The organism is Devosia sp. Soil_C_22 (genome assembly GCF_057657195.1).
The window spans coordinates 3,219,046-3,234,138 of record NZ_JBDGIY010000001.1 but is presented as its reverse complement, the minus strand read 5'-3'; the positions used below and the strand labels follow the sequence as shown (position 1 = coordinate 3,234,138).

Below are 15,093 nucleotides of genomic sequence, written 5' to 3'. Positions count from 1 at the left end.
GCCTGAGATGCTTCATCTCGCTGTGGGGGAGGAGAGACCTCAGGATGGACCCCGGCCTGCGCCGGGGTGACATCGGGGTAGACAACCAGAAGGCCGCCCATGAGGCGGCCTTTCTTATTCGGCGGCTTCCCCCGGATGTTCTCCATCCCCAGGGTCACCCCCGCGAAAGCGGGGGCCTCCGTTTGGCCGCCCAAAACAGAGGTTCCCGCTTTCGCGGGAATGACTCCGTGGACGAACAATCAGTCCGAGGACGCGACGCTATTCGGCGGCGCTGCGCTCGTCGTACTCGGGCGCATCCGGATTGCCCGGCCCGGTCTCGGTGCCGAGGTCGGGGAAGGCGACGATGCGCTGGTTCCTGAGGTCCATGCGGACGACGATCAGACCGCGCTCCTCGAAATAGGCGAGCATGCGCCGGGCGCGGCCGGTCGAATGCGTGCCATAGGCGCGGGCGATGGCGGCATCGGACGGGCAGGGCGCGCCTTCGAGCGCGGCGCGGGCGAGGACGAGGAATACGCCCTGCACATCGTCGGCGAGGGATGCCGACAGTGCCAAGGCCTGCTGCCAGGTCTCCGAACCCGCCGCCTCGGCATCGACCCCGGCGCGCACGACGGCGAGTTTCCGGCGGAAGGCCGGCAGCACCAGGGCTTCGCCGCGCACCCGGCGGATGCGGCAGCGGACGAGGAAATCCTGGTACAGCACCGCGACCGAGCGGAACGCAGCATCGGGGTCATCGAGCAGCTCGCGGATGACATCATCGAGCGCAGCCTCGCGTTCGGCTTCGTCGATCTCCGGCTCGTCGGCGGCCTGCGCCGGCTGCTGGCTGCGCACCACCTGCGCCAGCAGTTCCGTCGTCGATGGCGGCGGAGGCGGGGGCGGGCGGCGAACCGGACGCGGTACGGCTTCCGGCAGGGGAGCGAAGATCAGCTCTTTGGCATCCACCGGCGCTTCGGGCAGCGGCATGAGCTTGGGGCTGGCCGAGCGGGCCGAAGTCTCGACGGCGCCGATCACCAGCGGCAGCGGGCGGCGTGACAGGGCAGGGCCGAGGGCGACGAAATGGCCGCGCTGCAGGTCGCGGAACATCTCGGCCTGCCGCCGCTCCATGCCGAGCAGGTCGGCGGCGCGGGCCATATCGATATCGAGGAAGGTCCGGCCCATGAGGAAATTGGAGGCCTCGGCGGCGACGTTCTTGGCGAGCTTGGCCAATCGCTGGGTGGCGATCACGCCGGCGAGGCCACGCTTGCGGCCGCGGCACATCAGGTTGGTCATCGCGCCGAGCGACAGTTTTCGCGCTTCGTCGGATACTTCGCCGGCAATGGCGGGTGCAAAGATCTGCGCTTCGTCGACCACCACCAGCATCGGATACCAGTAGTCGCGGTCGGCATCGAACAGGCCGCCGAGGAAAGCCGCGGCGCAGCGCATCTGCTGCTCGACGTCGAGGCCCTCGAGGCTCAGCACCACCGAGACGCGATGCTGGCGCACGCGCGCGGCGATGGTGGTCAGCTCGTTCTCGGAACGGGAGGCGTCGACGACGAGGTGGCCGTAGCGGTCGGCCAGCGTGACGAAATCACCTTCCGGATCGACGATGCATTGCTGCACCCAGGGCGCGCTCTGTTCGAGCAGCCGCCGGAGAAGGTGCGATTTGCCGGAACCGGAATTGCCCTGCACGAGCAAGCGGGTGGCGAGCAGTTCCTCGAGATCAAGCTCCGCCCCGGCGCCACCCTGCGCCACACCCATGTCGATCGCGACCTGCATGGGGATTGGTTAGCTGATTCTTGGGTCGGGTAGGTGCGTGTTGCCGCCCCCTCCACCGCCTTCGGCGGTCCCCCTCCCCCGTTTCACGGTGGAGGATCTGCTGTGGCACGATCTCGCCGCGATCCTCCCCTGCGTGGCGGGGGAGGGGGACCAGCGTAGCTGGTGGAGGGGGCGGCTAAGTGCGCTAATCTAAGCCTTCGGCCGAACTGCCGCCGCCGCGACCGCGTCGTCCGCGATCCCCATCGTCATCAGCGCCGTGGCCACAATCCCGGCCCGATCCAGCCCGGCCACCGCGTACATGTCGCCCACCCCGGCTTGTTCCGTGAACGTATCCGGGATCATCAGCGGGCGGAATTTCAGCTTGCCGTCGAGCAGGCCATTGCGCGCGAGGAAGGTCGCGACGTGGCCGCCGAAGCCGCCAAGGCCGCCTTCCTCGATGGTGATGAGTACCTCGTGCTCATGCGCCAGTCGCGCCAGCAGCTTCTCGTCGAGCGGCTTCAGGAACCGCATGTCGGCGATGGTCGGGTTCAGCCCGTAGCCCATCAGCTTCTCGCCCGCGGCGATCACCTCGCCCAGCCGAGTGCCGAAGTTGACCAGCGCGACCGACTTGCCCTCGCGCAGCAGCCGGCCCTTGCCGACCTCGAGCACGCTGCCGCGCGCCGGCATGTCGACGCCGAGGCCGTCGCCGCGCGGGTAGCGGAAGGCTATCGGGCCTTCGTCATAGGCGGCGGCGGTCGCCACCATATGGCGCAGCTCGGCCTCATCGCCGGCAGCCATCACCACCATGCCCGGGATCGTGCCAAGATAGGCGTTGTCGTAGTTGCCGGCATGGGTCGGGCCGTCGGCACCGACATATCCGGCGCGGTCGATGGCGAAGCGCACGGGCAGGCCCTGCACGGCGACATCGTGGATCACCTGGTCGTAGGCGCGCTGCAGGAAGGTCGAGTAGATGGCGCAGAACGGCTTCATGCCCTCGGTCGCCATGCCGGCGGCGAAGGTCACGGCGTGCTGCTCGGCAATGCCGACGTCGAAGGTGCGGGTCGGGAACAGTTCGGCGAACTTGTCGAGGCCGGTGCCGTTGGGCATGGCTGCGGTGACGGCGACGACGCGGTCGTCGGCCCTGGCCTCCTCGATCAGGCTCGTCGCGAACACCGAGGTGTAGCTCGGGGCGTTCGACTGCGGCTTGGCCTGAGCGCCGGTGATGACGTTGAACTTGTTGACGCCGTGGTACTTGTCGGCCGAGTTCTCGGCCGGCGCGTAGCCCTTGCCCTTCTTGGTGACCACGTGCACCAGCACCGGGCCGCCCTCGAACTTGCTGGCATTGCCGAGCACGTCCATCAGGTCGTTCAGATTATGCCCGTCGATGGGGCCGACATAGAAGAAGCCGAGCTCCTCGAACAGCGTGCCGCCGGTGAAGAAGGAGCGAGCGAATTCCTCGGTCTTGCGCGCCGTCTCGTGGATGAGGCGCGGCATCTTCTCGGTGATCGATTTCGCCGTGTCGCGCACGCCGCGATAAAACGGGCCGGAAACGAGCTTGGCGAGATAACTCCGCATCGCGCCGGTGGGAGGGGCGATCGACATGTCGTTGTCGTTGAGGATGACGATCAGCCGGGCGTCCATGGCGCCGGCATTGTTCATCGCCTCATAGGCCATGCCGGCCGACATGGCGCCGTCGCCGATCACCGCCACGACGTTGCGGCGCTCGCCCTTCAGGTCGGAGGCGACGGCCATGCCGAGGCCGGCCGAAATCGAGGTCGAGGAATGGCCGGCGCCGAACGGGTCGTATTCGCTTTCGGCGCGGCGGGTGAAGCCCGACAGGCCGTCCTTCTGGCGCAGGGTGCGGATGCGGTCGCGGCGGCCGGTCAGCACCTTGTGCGGGTAGGCCTGGTGGCCGACGTCCCAGATCAGGCGGTCGTTCGGGGTATCGAAGGTGGCGTGGATGGCAACGGTCAGCTCGACCACGCCGAGGCCCGCGCCCAGGTGCCCGCCGGTGACCGAGACGGCGTCGATGACTTCCGAGCGCAACTCGTCGGCGAGCTGCCGGAGGTCTTCGCGCGACAGGGATTTGAGATCGGCGGGCGTATGCACCCGATCGAGCAGCGGTGTCTGCGGCTTGTCCAAAAATTACCGATCCAGTTGCCGGTGACGCGGCCGAATTGCTTGCCGAGACTTAGAACCTCGGCACAGCCAATGCAATGCATTGCTGCCGCGGCGTCTTAGCGCTCCGCCACCAGTTGCAGGCCAGAGGTGACGAAGTGGTCGTAGGCGGGGATTGCGGCATTCTCGGGAAGGAAGTCGACGCGACCGGTGAGCGGGCCGAGCTCGGTGCCCTTGTCGAGATAGCCCTCGGCATCGCTGAGCTCGGACCAGAAGGCGGTCTGCATCGGCGCCGGGTGCACCAGCGTATCGTTGACGTGGTCGATCTCGGGCGCCACGAACTCAACCTGCCGCATGGCAATGCTGTCATTGGGCTGGCGGCTGGTGGCGAGTGCGGTCAGCGCCTGCTGCATGGGCGAGGGCGCGTTGCCGGTGAGCGCATTGAAGGTCATGTCGAACATGCCCTTCAGCCCGGCATTGTCCGGCGCGCCGCCGAGTGAGGCGGTGCGGATGTTATCGGGCGCAATCAGCTGCGCCGGGGTCGGCAGCTTGGGCGCAGCGGCGGTTTCGCGCTCGATGATCATCTCGAGCGCCTGCTGCGCGCCGGGGTTCGGGCTGGTCGGCACGTAGGCCGTCACGACGTTATCCCTCGGCGACATCAGTACGCGCGGCCTGGGGACATCCATGGCTTCGAGTGCCGCCACGGCGGTTTCGCCGGCAATCGGGCCGCGGGTCGCGAGCGTCAGCCGCTCCGATTTCGTCACCGGCATCGGCGCGCCTACCGCCGCGTAGGCGGATGCGTCCCCGGGCTGCGCCAGCGCGGCGATGGTCAGGTCACCGTCAGTGCTGCGCGAGACCGGGACCGGCGCCGTTACGGCGAAGGTCGGCACCACGCGCTGGGTCGGCTCCTCGGCGGAGGCGAGCAGGATCTCGGCATTGCCGCCGAGCGCGCGCGGCCGGATCGCCGGGATCGGCGCTGCTTCCTCGGCATTGTCGGCGAGCATCACTTCGGGCTCGGGTACATAGCGGGCGCCGCCGTCGCAGGGCACGGAATGGCACTTGGTCCATTCGGCCTGGGCATAGGCGCGGCCCTGGTTCGACAGCGGCTTGCCGTCGGTGGGTAGATGCAGGGTCTTGCCGTCGGGGAAGACCTTCTTGAGCTGCGCCCGGGTCATGCGCGGCCAGGCGCGCACATTGCCGGTATCCATGTGGATGAAGGGGCTGCCGGAGGTCGGATAATAGCCGACGCCGCCGACCTGGTGGTACATCGCCACTTCGCGCAGCTTGGAAAGGTTCACGCCGGGGATGAACACGTCCATCGCCTTGCCGCGCATGTGCTGGCTGTTATCGGCGACGCCCGAGGATTTGGACGCAAGCATGGCGTTGGTCTTGGGCGAACGGTAGGATGAAACGATATTGTAGGGCTGCTTGCCGCCGACATCCTGGTAGACCTCCCACAGGAGATCGAACAGGGCGGGGTCCATCTTGGTCGGTTCCTTGGTGCGCCAGTCGGCGAGGAACACGTTGAGCTGCTTCAGCACGGCCTGGTCGTATTTGCCGTTGCGCTTGAAGGTGAAGCGGCCTTCTTGCCGCGTATGGGTGTGGTAGAGCCACAGCGTCCGGTCGCCTTCGCCCGAACCGAACAGCGAGAAGGCGGCTCCGGCCGGCACCGTGGTGGTCGGCACCAGCGTGGTCAAAGCCATCGTCGCGGCCATGAGCAGCCGCGGCAAAGAGCGCCAAAATCGCAAAGACTTACCCGACACGCCCCAACCGACCCAGTGTGACCCAACAGTCCGGCAAGGCTAGCGTGACTTCGATAGGAAGAGATTAACGCTAACGAACCGTAATCCGACGGGCTCTTGCAGTGGATGTCTTCTAGCGCCTGAATTCGGCTGAACCAAGGCCAAATTCCTAAGCAGCCGTAAACGCTTGGCCAATACGCGGCCACACGCGACGGAGACTATCCGTTACTGCCTGCCGGTTCTACAGCTCGAGCAGCTCTTTCAACCGCTCGTTCATGCCATACACGTCGCCGTAGGAGCGGATGGTGCCATCCGGGTCGACGCGCAGCGTGAAGTAGGACAGGTGGACCGGGATCTTGTTCTTGAGGTTGAACCAGCGCTCCTTCGGCCCGAACGCGGCCTGCAGGGTGTCGGCCGTCATGTCCGGCTCGGTCGCGAGCAGGGCGGCAGCGAACTCGAACGGGTTCTCGACGCGGACGCAGCCATGGCTGTAGGCCCGGAAGGAGCGGGCAAACAACGACTTCGACGGCGTGTCGTGCAGGTAGATGTCGTGCTGGTTGGGGAACAGGAACTTCACCTGCCCCAGCGCATTGCCCGGCCCCGGCTTCTGGCGGATGTGGAACTGCCGGATATTGGTCTGCGTCCAATCGATCGCGGCGGCGTTGACCACCTTGCCGCCATACAGCATCTCCATGTTCTGGCCGTTGAGATAGCCCGGATTGGCGATGAGGTTCGGGCGGATCTCGTTGCTGGCGATCGAGGCCGGCACGTTCCAGTACGGATTGACGACGATGTGGCGGATTTCGTCGTTGAACACGGCTGTCTGGTGCTTGGCGGTGCCCACCACCACGCGCGTGGTGTAGTGGACCTCGTCCTTGTTCATGATCCAGAGCCGGAATTCGGGAATGTTCACGATGACGTTGAAGTCGCCGTACTCGTTCGGCTCCCAGCGCCAGCGCTCCATGTTGGCGACGATGTCCTCGCGGGTCGTCGCCGAACCGCCGTTGAGTGCGGCGATCGTCGCCGGGCCGACGACGCCGTCAGCATTGAGGCCAAGGCTGTCCTGGAACGCCTTCACGGCTTCGACCAGCGGCTCGTCATAATTGATGTCGACCGCGGCGGCGACGCCGGCGGTCTCCGGAATATCCGGCTCGGGCACGTCGAGCCGCTGGCGCAGCAGGGTCACGCGTTCGTCCTGCGCCCCCGGCTTCAGCAGGCTCCCCTCGGGGATGGTCACCGCGGCATCGATCACCGAGCCATCGTAGAACTTGGCCAGCGCGGCCTTGAGACCAAGGAATTCCGGCTGGGTCGGCGACAGATCGAGCAGGAGCTTGCCCGGATCGTTGGCCTCGGCCAGTTGCACCAGCAGTTCCGCTTCATTGATGCGCTTGGGCGCGAGGGTCCAGGTATTGTTGACGTCGAGCGGGTTCACGCGGCCGCCGAACGCATCCTGGGCATACTTGATCGCCGCGGCCGAAAACGCCGTCTCCAGCGCGGCGAGCTTGGCCGGATCACTGCCGGCGGCGGCAACGTCGAGGTCTGGCGTCAGGTAATCGGCGGGGCGAAAGCCCTCGAGCTCGGACTTCTTGAACACGTCCATGATCTTCTCGGCCTTGGGCGAGAAGACGATGGCGCCATCGTCGCCTTGGCTGAGCCAGAGCGGCTCGAAGTGGCGCGCGCCATAGAAGAAGTAGAGCTTCTGGGTCTGCTGGTAGGCACGCGTGCCCTTCTGGGTCGCCGCGTAGGAGGCCGACAGGCCGGCCTTGATGATGCGGGCGAGTTCGCTGCGCGGCGGGGCGATCACGACGCGAGTCGTCTCGATCCCGGCCACCGTCACGACTTCCTGCGCCACCGCCGCATAGGGGGACGCGAGCGCCACGGTACCCGCCAACAACAAGGCCTTAAGCTTGCTCATAAACTACTCCGTGCCCATGCCCCAAAAAGGGCTGTCCGCGCCCGAACAACCGGCAGGAGGAGCCGGCCTGGTCAAGCGGATTAGACTGGCTTAGCCCACATTCCTTAACGCCGACAATTCCTCGCAATTTCGTGAGCAGCGAGTGTGGATTTGCTGCAACTTCACCGCCGTGAAGGTCAGGCCGCATCGCTCTCCAAACCTTCATCGAGGCCGTATTCCCTCAGCTTGCGATAGAGCGTCGAGCGACCGATCCCGAGCGCCCGGGCGACGCGCGACATGCGGTAGCCGTAGTGGCGCAGCGCGAAGACGATCAGGTCCCGCTCGACATCGGCCAGCGCGGCGACCTCGCCACCCTCTGCCACGAAACGATCGGCTGCGGAGTGCCGCCCCGCCGCCTCGCTGGAGCGAGTGCTAGCGGCGTCGATATGAACGGGAACTGAAGGGGTTGGCGCGGCCGTTGCCTGGCGCATCGCTTCGTCCCGGCCGGCACCGCTGGCGACGATCTGCGGGAAGTCGACCGACTGCAGATAGGCGCTGTCGGAGAGGATGATGGCGCGATAGACGGCATTCTCGAGCTGCCGGACGTTGCCGGGCCAATTGTAGCGGCGCAGCAGCTCCAGCGCCGCGTCGGAGATTCCGATCGTGCGCCGCCCAGCCTCGGCCGCCAGCCGGGCGATGAAGTGATCCACCAGCAACGGCAGGTCGTCGAGCCGGTCGCGCAGCGGCGGCACGTAAACCGGCAGGACGTTGAGCCGGTAGAACAGGTCCTCGCGGAAGGCGCCCTCGCGGGTGAGGTTCAGTAGCCGCCGGCGCGTTGCGGAGACGATGCGGACATTGACGCGCATGGGGCGCTCCGCACCCGCCGGCTCGATCTCGCCCTCCTGGATGACGCGCAGCAGCTTTGCCTGGGTGTCGAGGGGCAGTTCGCCGACTTCGTCGAGGAAGATGGTGCCGCCCTGGGCTTCGACGAACTTGCCGGGCAGGTCGGCGGTGGCGCCGTCGGTGCCCTTCTTGCAGCCGAACAGGATAATGTCGGCGCGTTCGGCGGGCAGGGCGCCGCAGTCGACGACCACGAAGGGCTTGCCCGCGCGATCGCTGGAACCGTGGATGACGCGGGCGACGAGGTCCTTGCCGACGCCCGCCTCGCCTTCGATCAGCACCGGGATGGTCGATTTCGCCGCCTTGCTGGCCAGCAGCAGCACGCGATCCATGATCGAGGCGCGGGTAACGATGTCACCGGTGCCCAGCGTGCCAGTGCGCCGGCTGCGGTCGGTCCGCACCAGGGCTTCGAGCTCGCCCAGCTTCAGCGCATTGCGCAGCGACACGATCATGCGTTCGGGCGCGACCGGCTTGACGAAGAAATCGGCGGCGCCGTGCCGCATCGCGGTGACGACGGTATCCATCGACGAATGAGCCGACTGAACAATGACCGGGGTGGCGATGCCTTCGCGTCGCATCGCCTCCATCACCGCCATGCCGTCGAGATCGGGCATGACGAGGTCGAGGATCACGGCGCCGATGCCGGGGTCGGCGCGGAGCAGCTCCAGCGCCTGCATGCCGCCCGTGGCGGTGACCGCAGCGAAGCCCGCCCGGCTCGCTACTTCGGAAGTCAGCCGGAGCTGGACGATGTCGTCATCGACGATCAGAACGCGCGTCATGGTCCCCCAAGGACTTGTTGTCATTCGCACGACTGCCCGCCCGGCGAATCGTGCTGTGCCGTTTTGGCGCAGCATGTGGTGAGGGAGTTAAGCGTCGATTAAGGCTAACGAATTGGTTCCGTCCGCCGGCCAGAGGCGCCGCGCACCGGCCTCTTCATGATCCTCCCCCGCAGGGCGGGGAGGGGACCAGCGAAGCTGGTGGAGGGGGTGGCCAAGTGCACCGTGCCCCAAACATACCCCCCACCCTGTCCCTCCCCCGCAAGGGGGCAGGTGACCTGCGCTCGCAAGTCTTCGTCCAACAGGCACCTGGGGGCGGTGGCAGGGTCTCCCTCCCCCTTGCGGGGAGGGGACAGGGGTGGGGGTGTTTTCGGGCACGATCCTCCCAGGCCCGATGCCCTTCACATCCCCCAGCCGCATGGCTAAGGTCGCGCGCTTTCAGACGCCCGAGGTGTTGCCATGACGAACCAGCCGACCCATGCCCCCGAAGCCCCGGCCCAGAAGGGGCACAACGAGCTCGGGCAACTGCCGGTCTGGAACCTCGACGATCTCTATCCGGGCAATGACTCGCCGCAGCTCAAGGCCGACCTCGAGGCCGCGCGCAACGAGGCCAAGGCGTTCGAGGCCGACTACAAGGGCAAGCTCGAGGCGCTCGCCAAGTCGGGCCAGCTGGTCGCGGCGATCCAGCGCTACGAGGCGCTGAGCGATGTCAGCGGCAAGCTCGGGTCCTATGCCTTCCTTCAGTATGTGCGGAACACACAGGATCCGGAGAAGGCGAAGTTCCTCGGCGACCTGAGCCAGGCGCTGACGGATCTCTCGACCGGCCTCATCTTTTTCGGACTCGAGCTCAACCGCATCGACGAGGCGGTGCTGGAACAGGCCTTCGCCGCCGACCCTTCGCTCGCCCACTACCGGCCGTGGTTCGCCGAATTGCGCAAGGCCAAGCCGTACCAGCTCGAGGACAAGATCGAGGAGCTGTTCCACGAGAAATCGGTGACCGGCGCCTCGGCCTGGAACCGGCTGTTCGACGAGACGATGGCGTCGCTGAAGTTCGACGTCGACGGCGAGGAGCTGAACCTCGAGTCGACTCTCAACTTCCTCTCCGACAAGGACGAGGTGAAGCGCGAGGCGGCCTTCCACGGGTTGTCAAAGACGCTGCACGGCAATGAGCGGCTGTTCACGCACATCACCAACGTGCTGGCCAAGGACAAGGAAATCTCGGACCGCTGGCACGGCTTCGCCGATATCGCCGATAGCCGCCACCTCGAGAACTCGGTCGAGCGCGAGGTGGTCGATGCGCTGCAGACCGCGGTGCGCGCCGCCTATCCGCGGCTCAGCCACCGCTACTACAAGATGAAGGCCAGGTGGTTCGGCAAGGACCAGCTCAACGCCTGGGACCGCAACGCGCCGCTGCCGACCTCGGATGATCGCGTCTATGACTGGCCGACCGCCGTCGACACCGTGCTCGAAGCCTACGGGGCGTTCTCGCCCAAGCTGGTCGAGATCGCCGAGCCGTTCTTCACCAAGGGCTGGATCGATGCGCCGACCAAGGACGGCAAGTCGCCGGGCGCCTTCGCGCACCCGACCGTGCCGTCCGCGCATCCGTATCTGATGCTCAACTACCTGGGCAAAGCCCGCGACGTGATGACGCTGGCCCACGAGCTCGGCCACGGTGTGCACCAGGTGCTGGCCGGCCCGCAGGGCGCGCTGATGGCGCCGACGCCGCTGACGCTGGCCGAGACCGCGTCGGTGTTCGGCGAGATGCTGACCTTCCGCTCGATGCTCAGCAAGACCACCGATCCGAAGCAGCGCTTCGCGATGCTGTCGAGCAAGGTCGAGGACATGCTCAACACGGTGGTGCGACAGATCGCGTTCTACACCTTCGAGCGCGAGGTCCACAGCCGCCGCAAGGCGGGCGAGCTGACCACGACCGACCTCAACCAGATCTGGCTCGATATCGGGGCGGAAAGCCTGGGGCCGGGGATCAAGCTCAACGAGGGCTACGACATCTTCTGGTCGTATATCCCGCACTTCATCCACTCGCCGTTCTATGTCTACGCCTATGCATTCGGCGATTGCCTCGTGAACTCGCTCTATGCGCAGTACGAGAAGTCCAATGTGGGCTTTGCCGAGCGTTACTTTGACCTGCTCAAGGCGGGCGGGAGCAAGCATCACTCCGAGCTGCTGGCACCGTTCGGGCTCGATGCGCGTGATCCGAAATTCTGGGATCTGGGGCTCTCCATGATCGAGCGGCTGATCAACGAACTGGAAGCGACGCAGCCCTGAGCCGGCGTCACCGACAAGCTGTGCGCGCCCGGTGCTTGTGCGGTGGGCGGGCGCGAAGTATGAACAGTATGGAGGGGGCAGCCGAAAGTATTATGCCCGGCCCCTGCACGCCCCCCATGGACGACAAGAAACTGAGGATCTGATGGCCAGAAAACCCGCCGCCGCGGCAGTCGAAACCCTTCCGCCCGCCATGGACTACGCCCAGCACGAGGGCACCTATGCGGGTTTTCTCGTGTTCCTGAAGTGGACCATCGTTTCCCTCGCCTTCGTGGTGCTGTCGCTCTACGCCTTCATCCAGGCGCACAACCCGATCATCGGCATCGTGCTGCTGATTCTGTCGGTCGTGGTTCCGGTCGCCGGCGTCATCCTCACCGGCCGCAGGCCGGCCGCCTGATACAGGGCTAGCTGCTCCGGGGCGCCCGGCGCCTCGGCAACGAGCGCGGGAGGGCGTTCATGAAAGTCGCCGTGTTACGGGAGCGCGCGCAGGGCGAATCCCGCGTGGCCGCGACCCCTGAGACTGTCACCAAGCTGATCGGGCTCGGCGCGGATGTCGCGGTCGAGTCGGGGGCTGGAGACCTGGCTCGCATCCCTGACGCCGAGTATGCCGCGGCGGGCGCTACCATTGGCAGCGCGGCGGCTACGATCAGGGGTGCCGACATCGTCCTCAGCGTGCGGCGTCCAGCCGCCGCCTCGCTTTCCGGCGCCGTGCCGGGTGCGCTGGTGATCGGCGCGCTCGACCCCTACGGCAACGAGTTGGAGATCGCTGGCCTCGCCAAGGTCGGCGTCACCGCCATCGCCATGGAATTCATGCCGCGCATCACCCGCGCGCAGGTCATGGACATCCTCTCTTCGCAGGCCAATCTCGCCGGCTACCAGGCCGTCATCGACGCCGCCGGCGCCTTTGACCGCGCCATGCCGATGATGATGACTGCCGCCGGCACCGTGCGTCCGGCCAAGGTGTTCGTCATGGGCGCCGGCGTTGCCGGCCTCCAGGCCATCGCCACTGCCCGCCGTCTCGGCGCCGTGGTCACCGCCACCGACGTGCGCGCCGCGGCCGGAGAGCAGGTGGAATCGCTGGGCGCGAAGTTCATCATGACCGAGGCGCTCAAGGACGCCTCGGGCGCCGGCGGCTATGCGCGCGAGCTGACCAAGGACGAGCAGGCGGCGCAGGCCGAGCTGGTCGCCGGGCACATCGCCAAGCAGGACATCGTCATCACCACGGCGCTGATCCCGGGCCGTCCGGCGCCAAAGCTGGTGAGCCGGGCAATGGTCGAAGCGATGGCGCCGGGCTCGGTGATCGTCGATCTCGCGGCCGAGCGCGGCGGCAATGTCGAACTGACGCAGCCGGGCAGCGTGGTCACGACGCCGAACGGCGTTACGATCATCGGCCATCTCAATGTGGCGAGCCGCCTTGCGACCTCGGCGAGCCAGCTCTACGCGCGCAACCTGTTCGCCTTCGTCGAGACGCTGATCGACAAGAAGCAGAAGGTCCTGGCGATCAACTGGGACGACGAACTGGTGAAGGCCACCGTGCTGACCCGCGACGGCGTGATCGTTCATCCCAACATCAAGGTGGACGCTCCGGCAGTTGCGCCGGCCGCGACGGCGAAGCCCAGGGCGCCGGCCAAGGCTGGCGCAACGGGTGCCAAGGCCGCGCCGAAGGCAGCGCCCGCTGCAGATTTCGCGCCTGCCAAGCCTGCCAAGAAGGCTGCGGCCAAGTCATCGCCTGCGAGTGCCGCTACCGCGCCGCCTGCGGCCAAACCGCGTGGTACGCGCAAGCCGGCGGCCAAGCCTGTGGCGCCCGTCAAGGCGGTCGCTAAACAGAAGCCTGCCGCCAGGAAGCCCGTGGCGCCCAAGGGGAACAAGTAATGGAACAGTCCGCCGAACAGACGGCCGACATGCTCACGGCTGCGGTCACCGCGGTGACCGCCGGCGCCATCGATCCGTTCGTCTTCCGCTTCTCGATCTTCGTTTTGGCCATCTGCGTCGGCTACTACGTGGTGTGGAGCGTCACCCCGGCTCTGCATACGCCGCTGATGAGCGTCACCAACGCCATTTCCTCGGTGATCGTGGTGGGTGCGCTGCTCGCCGTCGGCGTGCCGCTCGCGGCCGACAGCAACTGGGTGAGCAAGCTGTTCGGTTTCCTCGCGCTGGTGCTGGCCAGCGTCAACATTTTCGGCGGCTTCCTCGTCACCCAGCGCATGCTGGCGATGTACAAGAAGAAGGACAGTCGATGATCGACGCAAGTCTGGCGGCCCTTCTCTACCTCGTCTCCGGCGTTCTCTTCATCCTCGCGCTGCGCGGGCTCTCGAGCCCCGCTTCGGCGCGGCAGGGCAACACGTTCGGCATGGTCGGCATGGCCATCGCCATCGTCACGACGCTGCTGGTCGCGGGCGTGTCCGACTGGGTCAGCTGGCTGCTGATCATCGGTGGCCTCGCCATCGGCGCCGGTATCGGCGCGGTGCTGGCGCGGCGGGTCAAGATGACCGACATGCCGCAGCTGGTCGCGGCCTTCCACTCGCTGGTCGGTCTGGCGGCGGTGTTCGTCGCGGCGGCGGCGCTCTATGCGCCCGAGGCCTTCGGCATCGGTGAAGTCGGTCATATCCATGCGCAGGCCATCATCGAGATGAGCCTTGGCGTTGCCATCGGCGCCTTCACCTTCACCGGCTCGGTCATCGCCTTCGCCAAGCTGAACGGCAACATGAGCGGCAAGCCGATCCTGCTGCCGGGGCGGCACCTCATCCACATCGCGCTGGGCGTGCTGCTGGTGGGGTTGGTCTGGGCCTTCGCCGTCACCGTCGATCCGATATGGTTCTGGGCCATCACCATCGTCGCGCTGGTGCTGGGCGGGCTGATGATCATCCCGATCGGCGGCGCCGACATGCCGGTGGTCGTCTCGATGCTCAACTCCTATTCGGGCTGGGCGGCGGCGGGCATCGGCTTCACGCTGGGCAACACGGCGCTGATCATCACCGGCGCGCTGGTGGGCTCGTCGGGCGCCATCCTCAGCTACATCATGTGCAAGGCGATGAACCGCAGCTTCGTCTCGGTCATCCTCGGCGGTTTCGGCGGCGATGCCGCGGCGGCCGGTTCGGGCGAGGAGGAGACCCGGCCGGTCAAGCAGGGTTCGGCCGACGATGCCGCCTTCATGATGAAGAATGCCGGCAAGGTCATCATCGTGCCCGGCTATGGCATGGCGGTGGCCCAGGCCCAGCACGCGCTGCGCGAGATGGCCGACCAGCTCAAGGCCGCCGGGGTCGAAGTGAAATACGCCATCCACCCGGTGGCGGGGCGCATGCCCGGCCACATGAACGTGCTGCTGGCCGAAGCCAACGTGCCCTATGACGAGGTGTTCGAGCTCGAGGACATCAACTCCGAGTTCGCGCAGGCCGACGTCGCCTTCGTCATCGGCGCCAACGACGTCACCAACCCGGCCGCCAAGACCGACAAGACTTCGCCGATCTACGGCATGCCGGTGCTGAATGTCGAAGACGCCGGCACGGTGCTGTTCATCAAGCGCGGCATGGCGGCGGGCTATGCGGGCGTCCAGAACGAGCTGTTCTTCCGCGACAACACCATGATGCTGTTCGGCGACGCCAAGAAGGTGACCGAGGACATCGTCAAGTCGCTGGGGCACTGACGGACA

10 protein-coding genes are annotated in these 15,093 nt (G+C 66.7%); 5 read left to right on the top strand and 5 right to left on the bottom strand.

Annotation, left to right across the window (positions count from 1 at the left end; all coding sequences use genetic code 11):
* Positions 1-258: 258 nt before the first annotated feature.
* The 5 genes from AC3A6I_RS15650 to AC3A6I_RS15630 form a co-directional block, all read right to left on the bottom strand.
* The gene (locus tag AC3A6I_RS15650) at positions 259-1,752 is read right to left on the bottom strand and encodes a helicase HerA domain-containing protein (protein ID WP_487544676.1); all 1,494 of its coding nucleotides are present in this window, start codon (positions 1,750-1,752) and stop codon (positions 259-261) included.
* A 189-nt stretch (positions 1,753-1,941) separates the two neighbouring features.
* The gene (gene dxs, locus AC3A6I_RS15645) at positions 1,942-3,873 is read right to left on the bottom strand and encodes a 1-deoxy-D-xylulose-5-phosphate synthase (RefSeq protein WP_487544674.1); all 1,932 of its coding nucleotides are present in this window, start codon (positions 3,871-3,873) and stop codon (positions 1,942-1,944) included.
* Between the two features lie 95 nt (positions 3,874-3,968).
* Entirely contained in the window at positions 3,969-5,552 is a 1,584-nt protein-coding gene (locus AC3A6I_RS15640; protein ID WP_487544673.1) for a peptidoglycan L,D-endopeptidase MepK, read from the bottom strand.
* 280 nt (positions 5,553-5,832) lie between these two features.
* Positions 5,833-7,506, bottom strand: coding sequence for a L,D-transpeptidase family protein (locus AC3A6I_RS15635; protein ID WP_487544672.1), 1,674 nt, complete (start codon positions 7,504-7,506; stop codon positions 5,833-5,835).
* A gap of 176 nt (positions 7,507-7,682) precedes the next feature.
* On the bottom strand, positions 7,683-9,164 hold the full coding sequence (locus tag AC3A6I_RS15630; RefSeq protein WP_487544671.1) for a sigma-54-dependent transcriptional regulator: 1,482 nt from the start codon (positions 9,162-9,164) through the stop codon (positions 7,683-7,685).
* A 456-nt stretch (positions 9,165-9,620) separates the two neighbouring features.
* Between AC3A6I_RS15630 and AC3A6I_RS15625 the strand changes: the two genes are divergently transcribed.
* The 5 genes from AC3A6I_RS15625 (at position 9,621) to AC3A6I_RS15605 (ending at position 15,087) form a co-directional block, all read left to right on the top strand.
* Positions 9,621-11,447, top strand: a complete 1,827-nt coding sequence (locus AC3A6I_RS15625) for a M3 family oligoendopeptidase (protein ID WP_487544670.1) — start codon at positions 9,621-9,623, stop codon at positions 11,445-11,447.
* A 142-nt stretch (positions 11,448-11,589) separates the two neighbouring features.
* Complete coding sequence (locus AC3A6I_RS15620) at positions 11,590-11,841, top strand: aa3-type cytochrome c oxidase subunit IV (protein WP_487544669.1); 252 nt, start codon at positions 11,590-11,592, stop codon at positions 11,839-11,841.
* Between the two features lie 59 nt (positions 11,842-11,900).
* Positions 11,901-13,316, top strand: a complete 1,416-nt coding sequence (locus AC3A6I_RS15615) for a Re/Si-specific NAD(P)(+) transhydrogenase subunit alpha (protein ID WP_487544668.1) — start codon at positions 11,901-11,903, stop codon at positions 13,314-13,316.
* A complete protein-coding gene (locus AC3A6I_RS15610) occupies positions 13,316-13,684 on the top strand; it encodes a proton-translocating transhydrogenase family protein (protein WP_487544667.1) in 369 nt (122 codons plus the stop codon). The genes AC3A6I_RS15615 and AC3A6I_RS15610 overlap by 1 nt, the downstream gene beginning before the upstream one ends.
* Complete coding sequence (locus AC3A6I_RS15605) at positions 13,684-15,087, top strand: NAD(P)(+) transhydrogenase (Re/Si-specific) subunit beta (RefSeq protein WP_487545043.1); 1,404 nt, start codon at positions 13,684-13,686, stop codon at positions 15,085-15,087. The genes AC3A6I_RS15610 and AC3A6I_RS15605 overlap by 1 nt, the downstream gene beginning before the upstream one ends.
* Positions 15,088-15,093 lie beyond the last annotated feature (6 nt).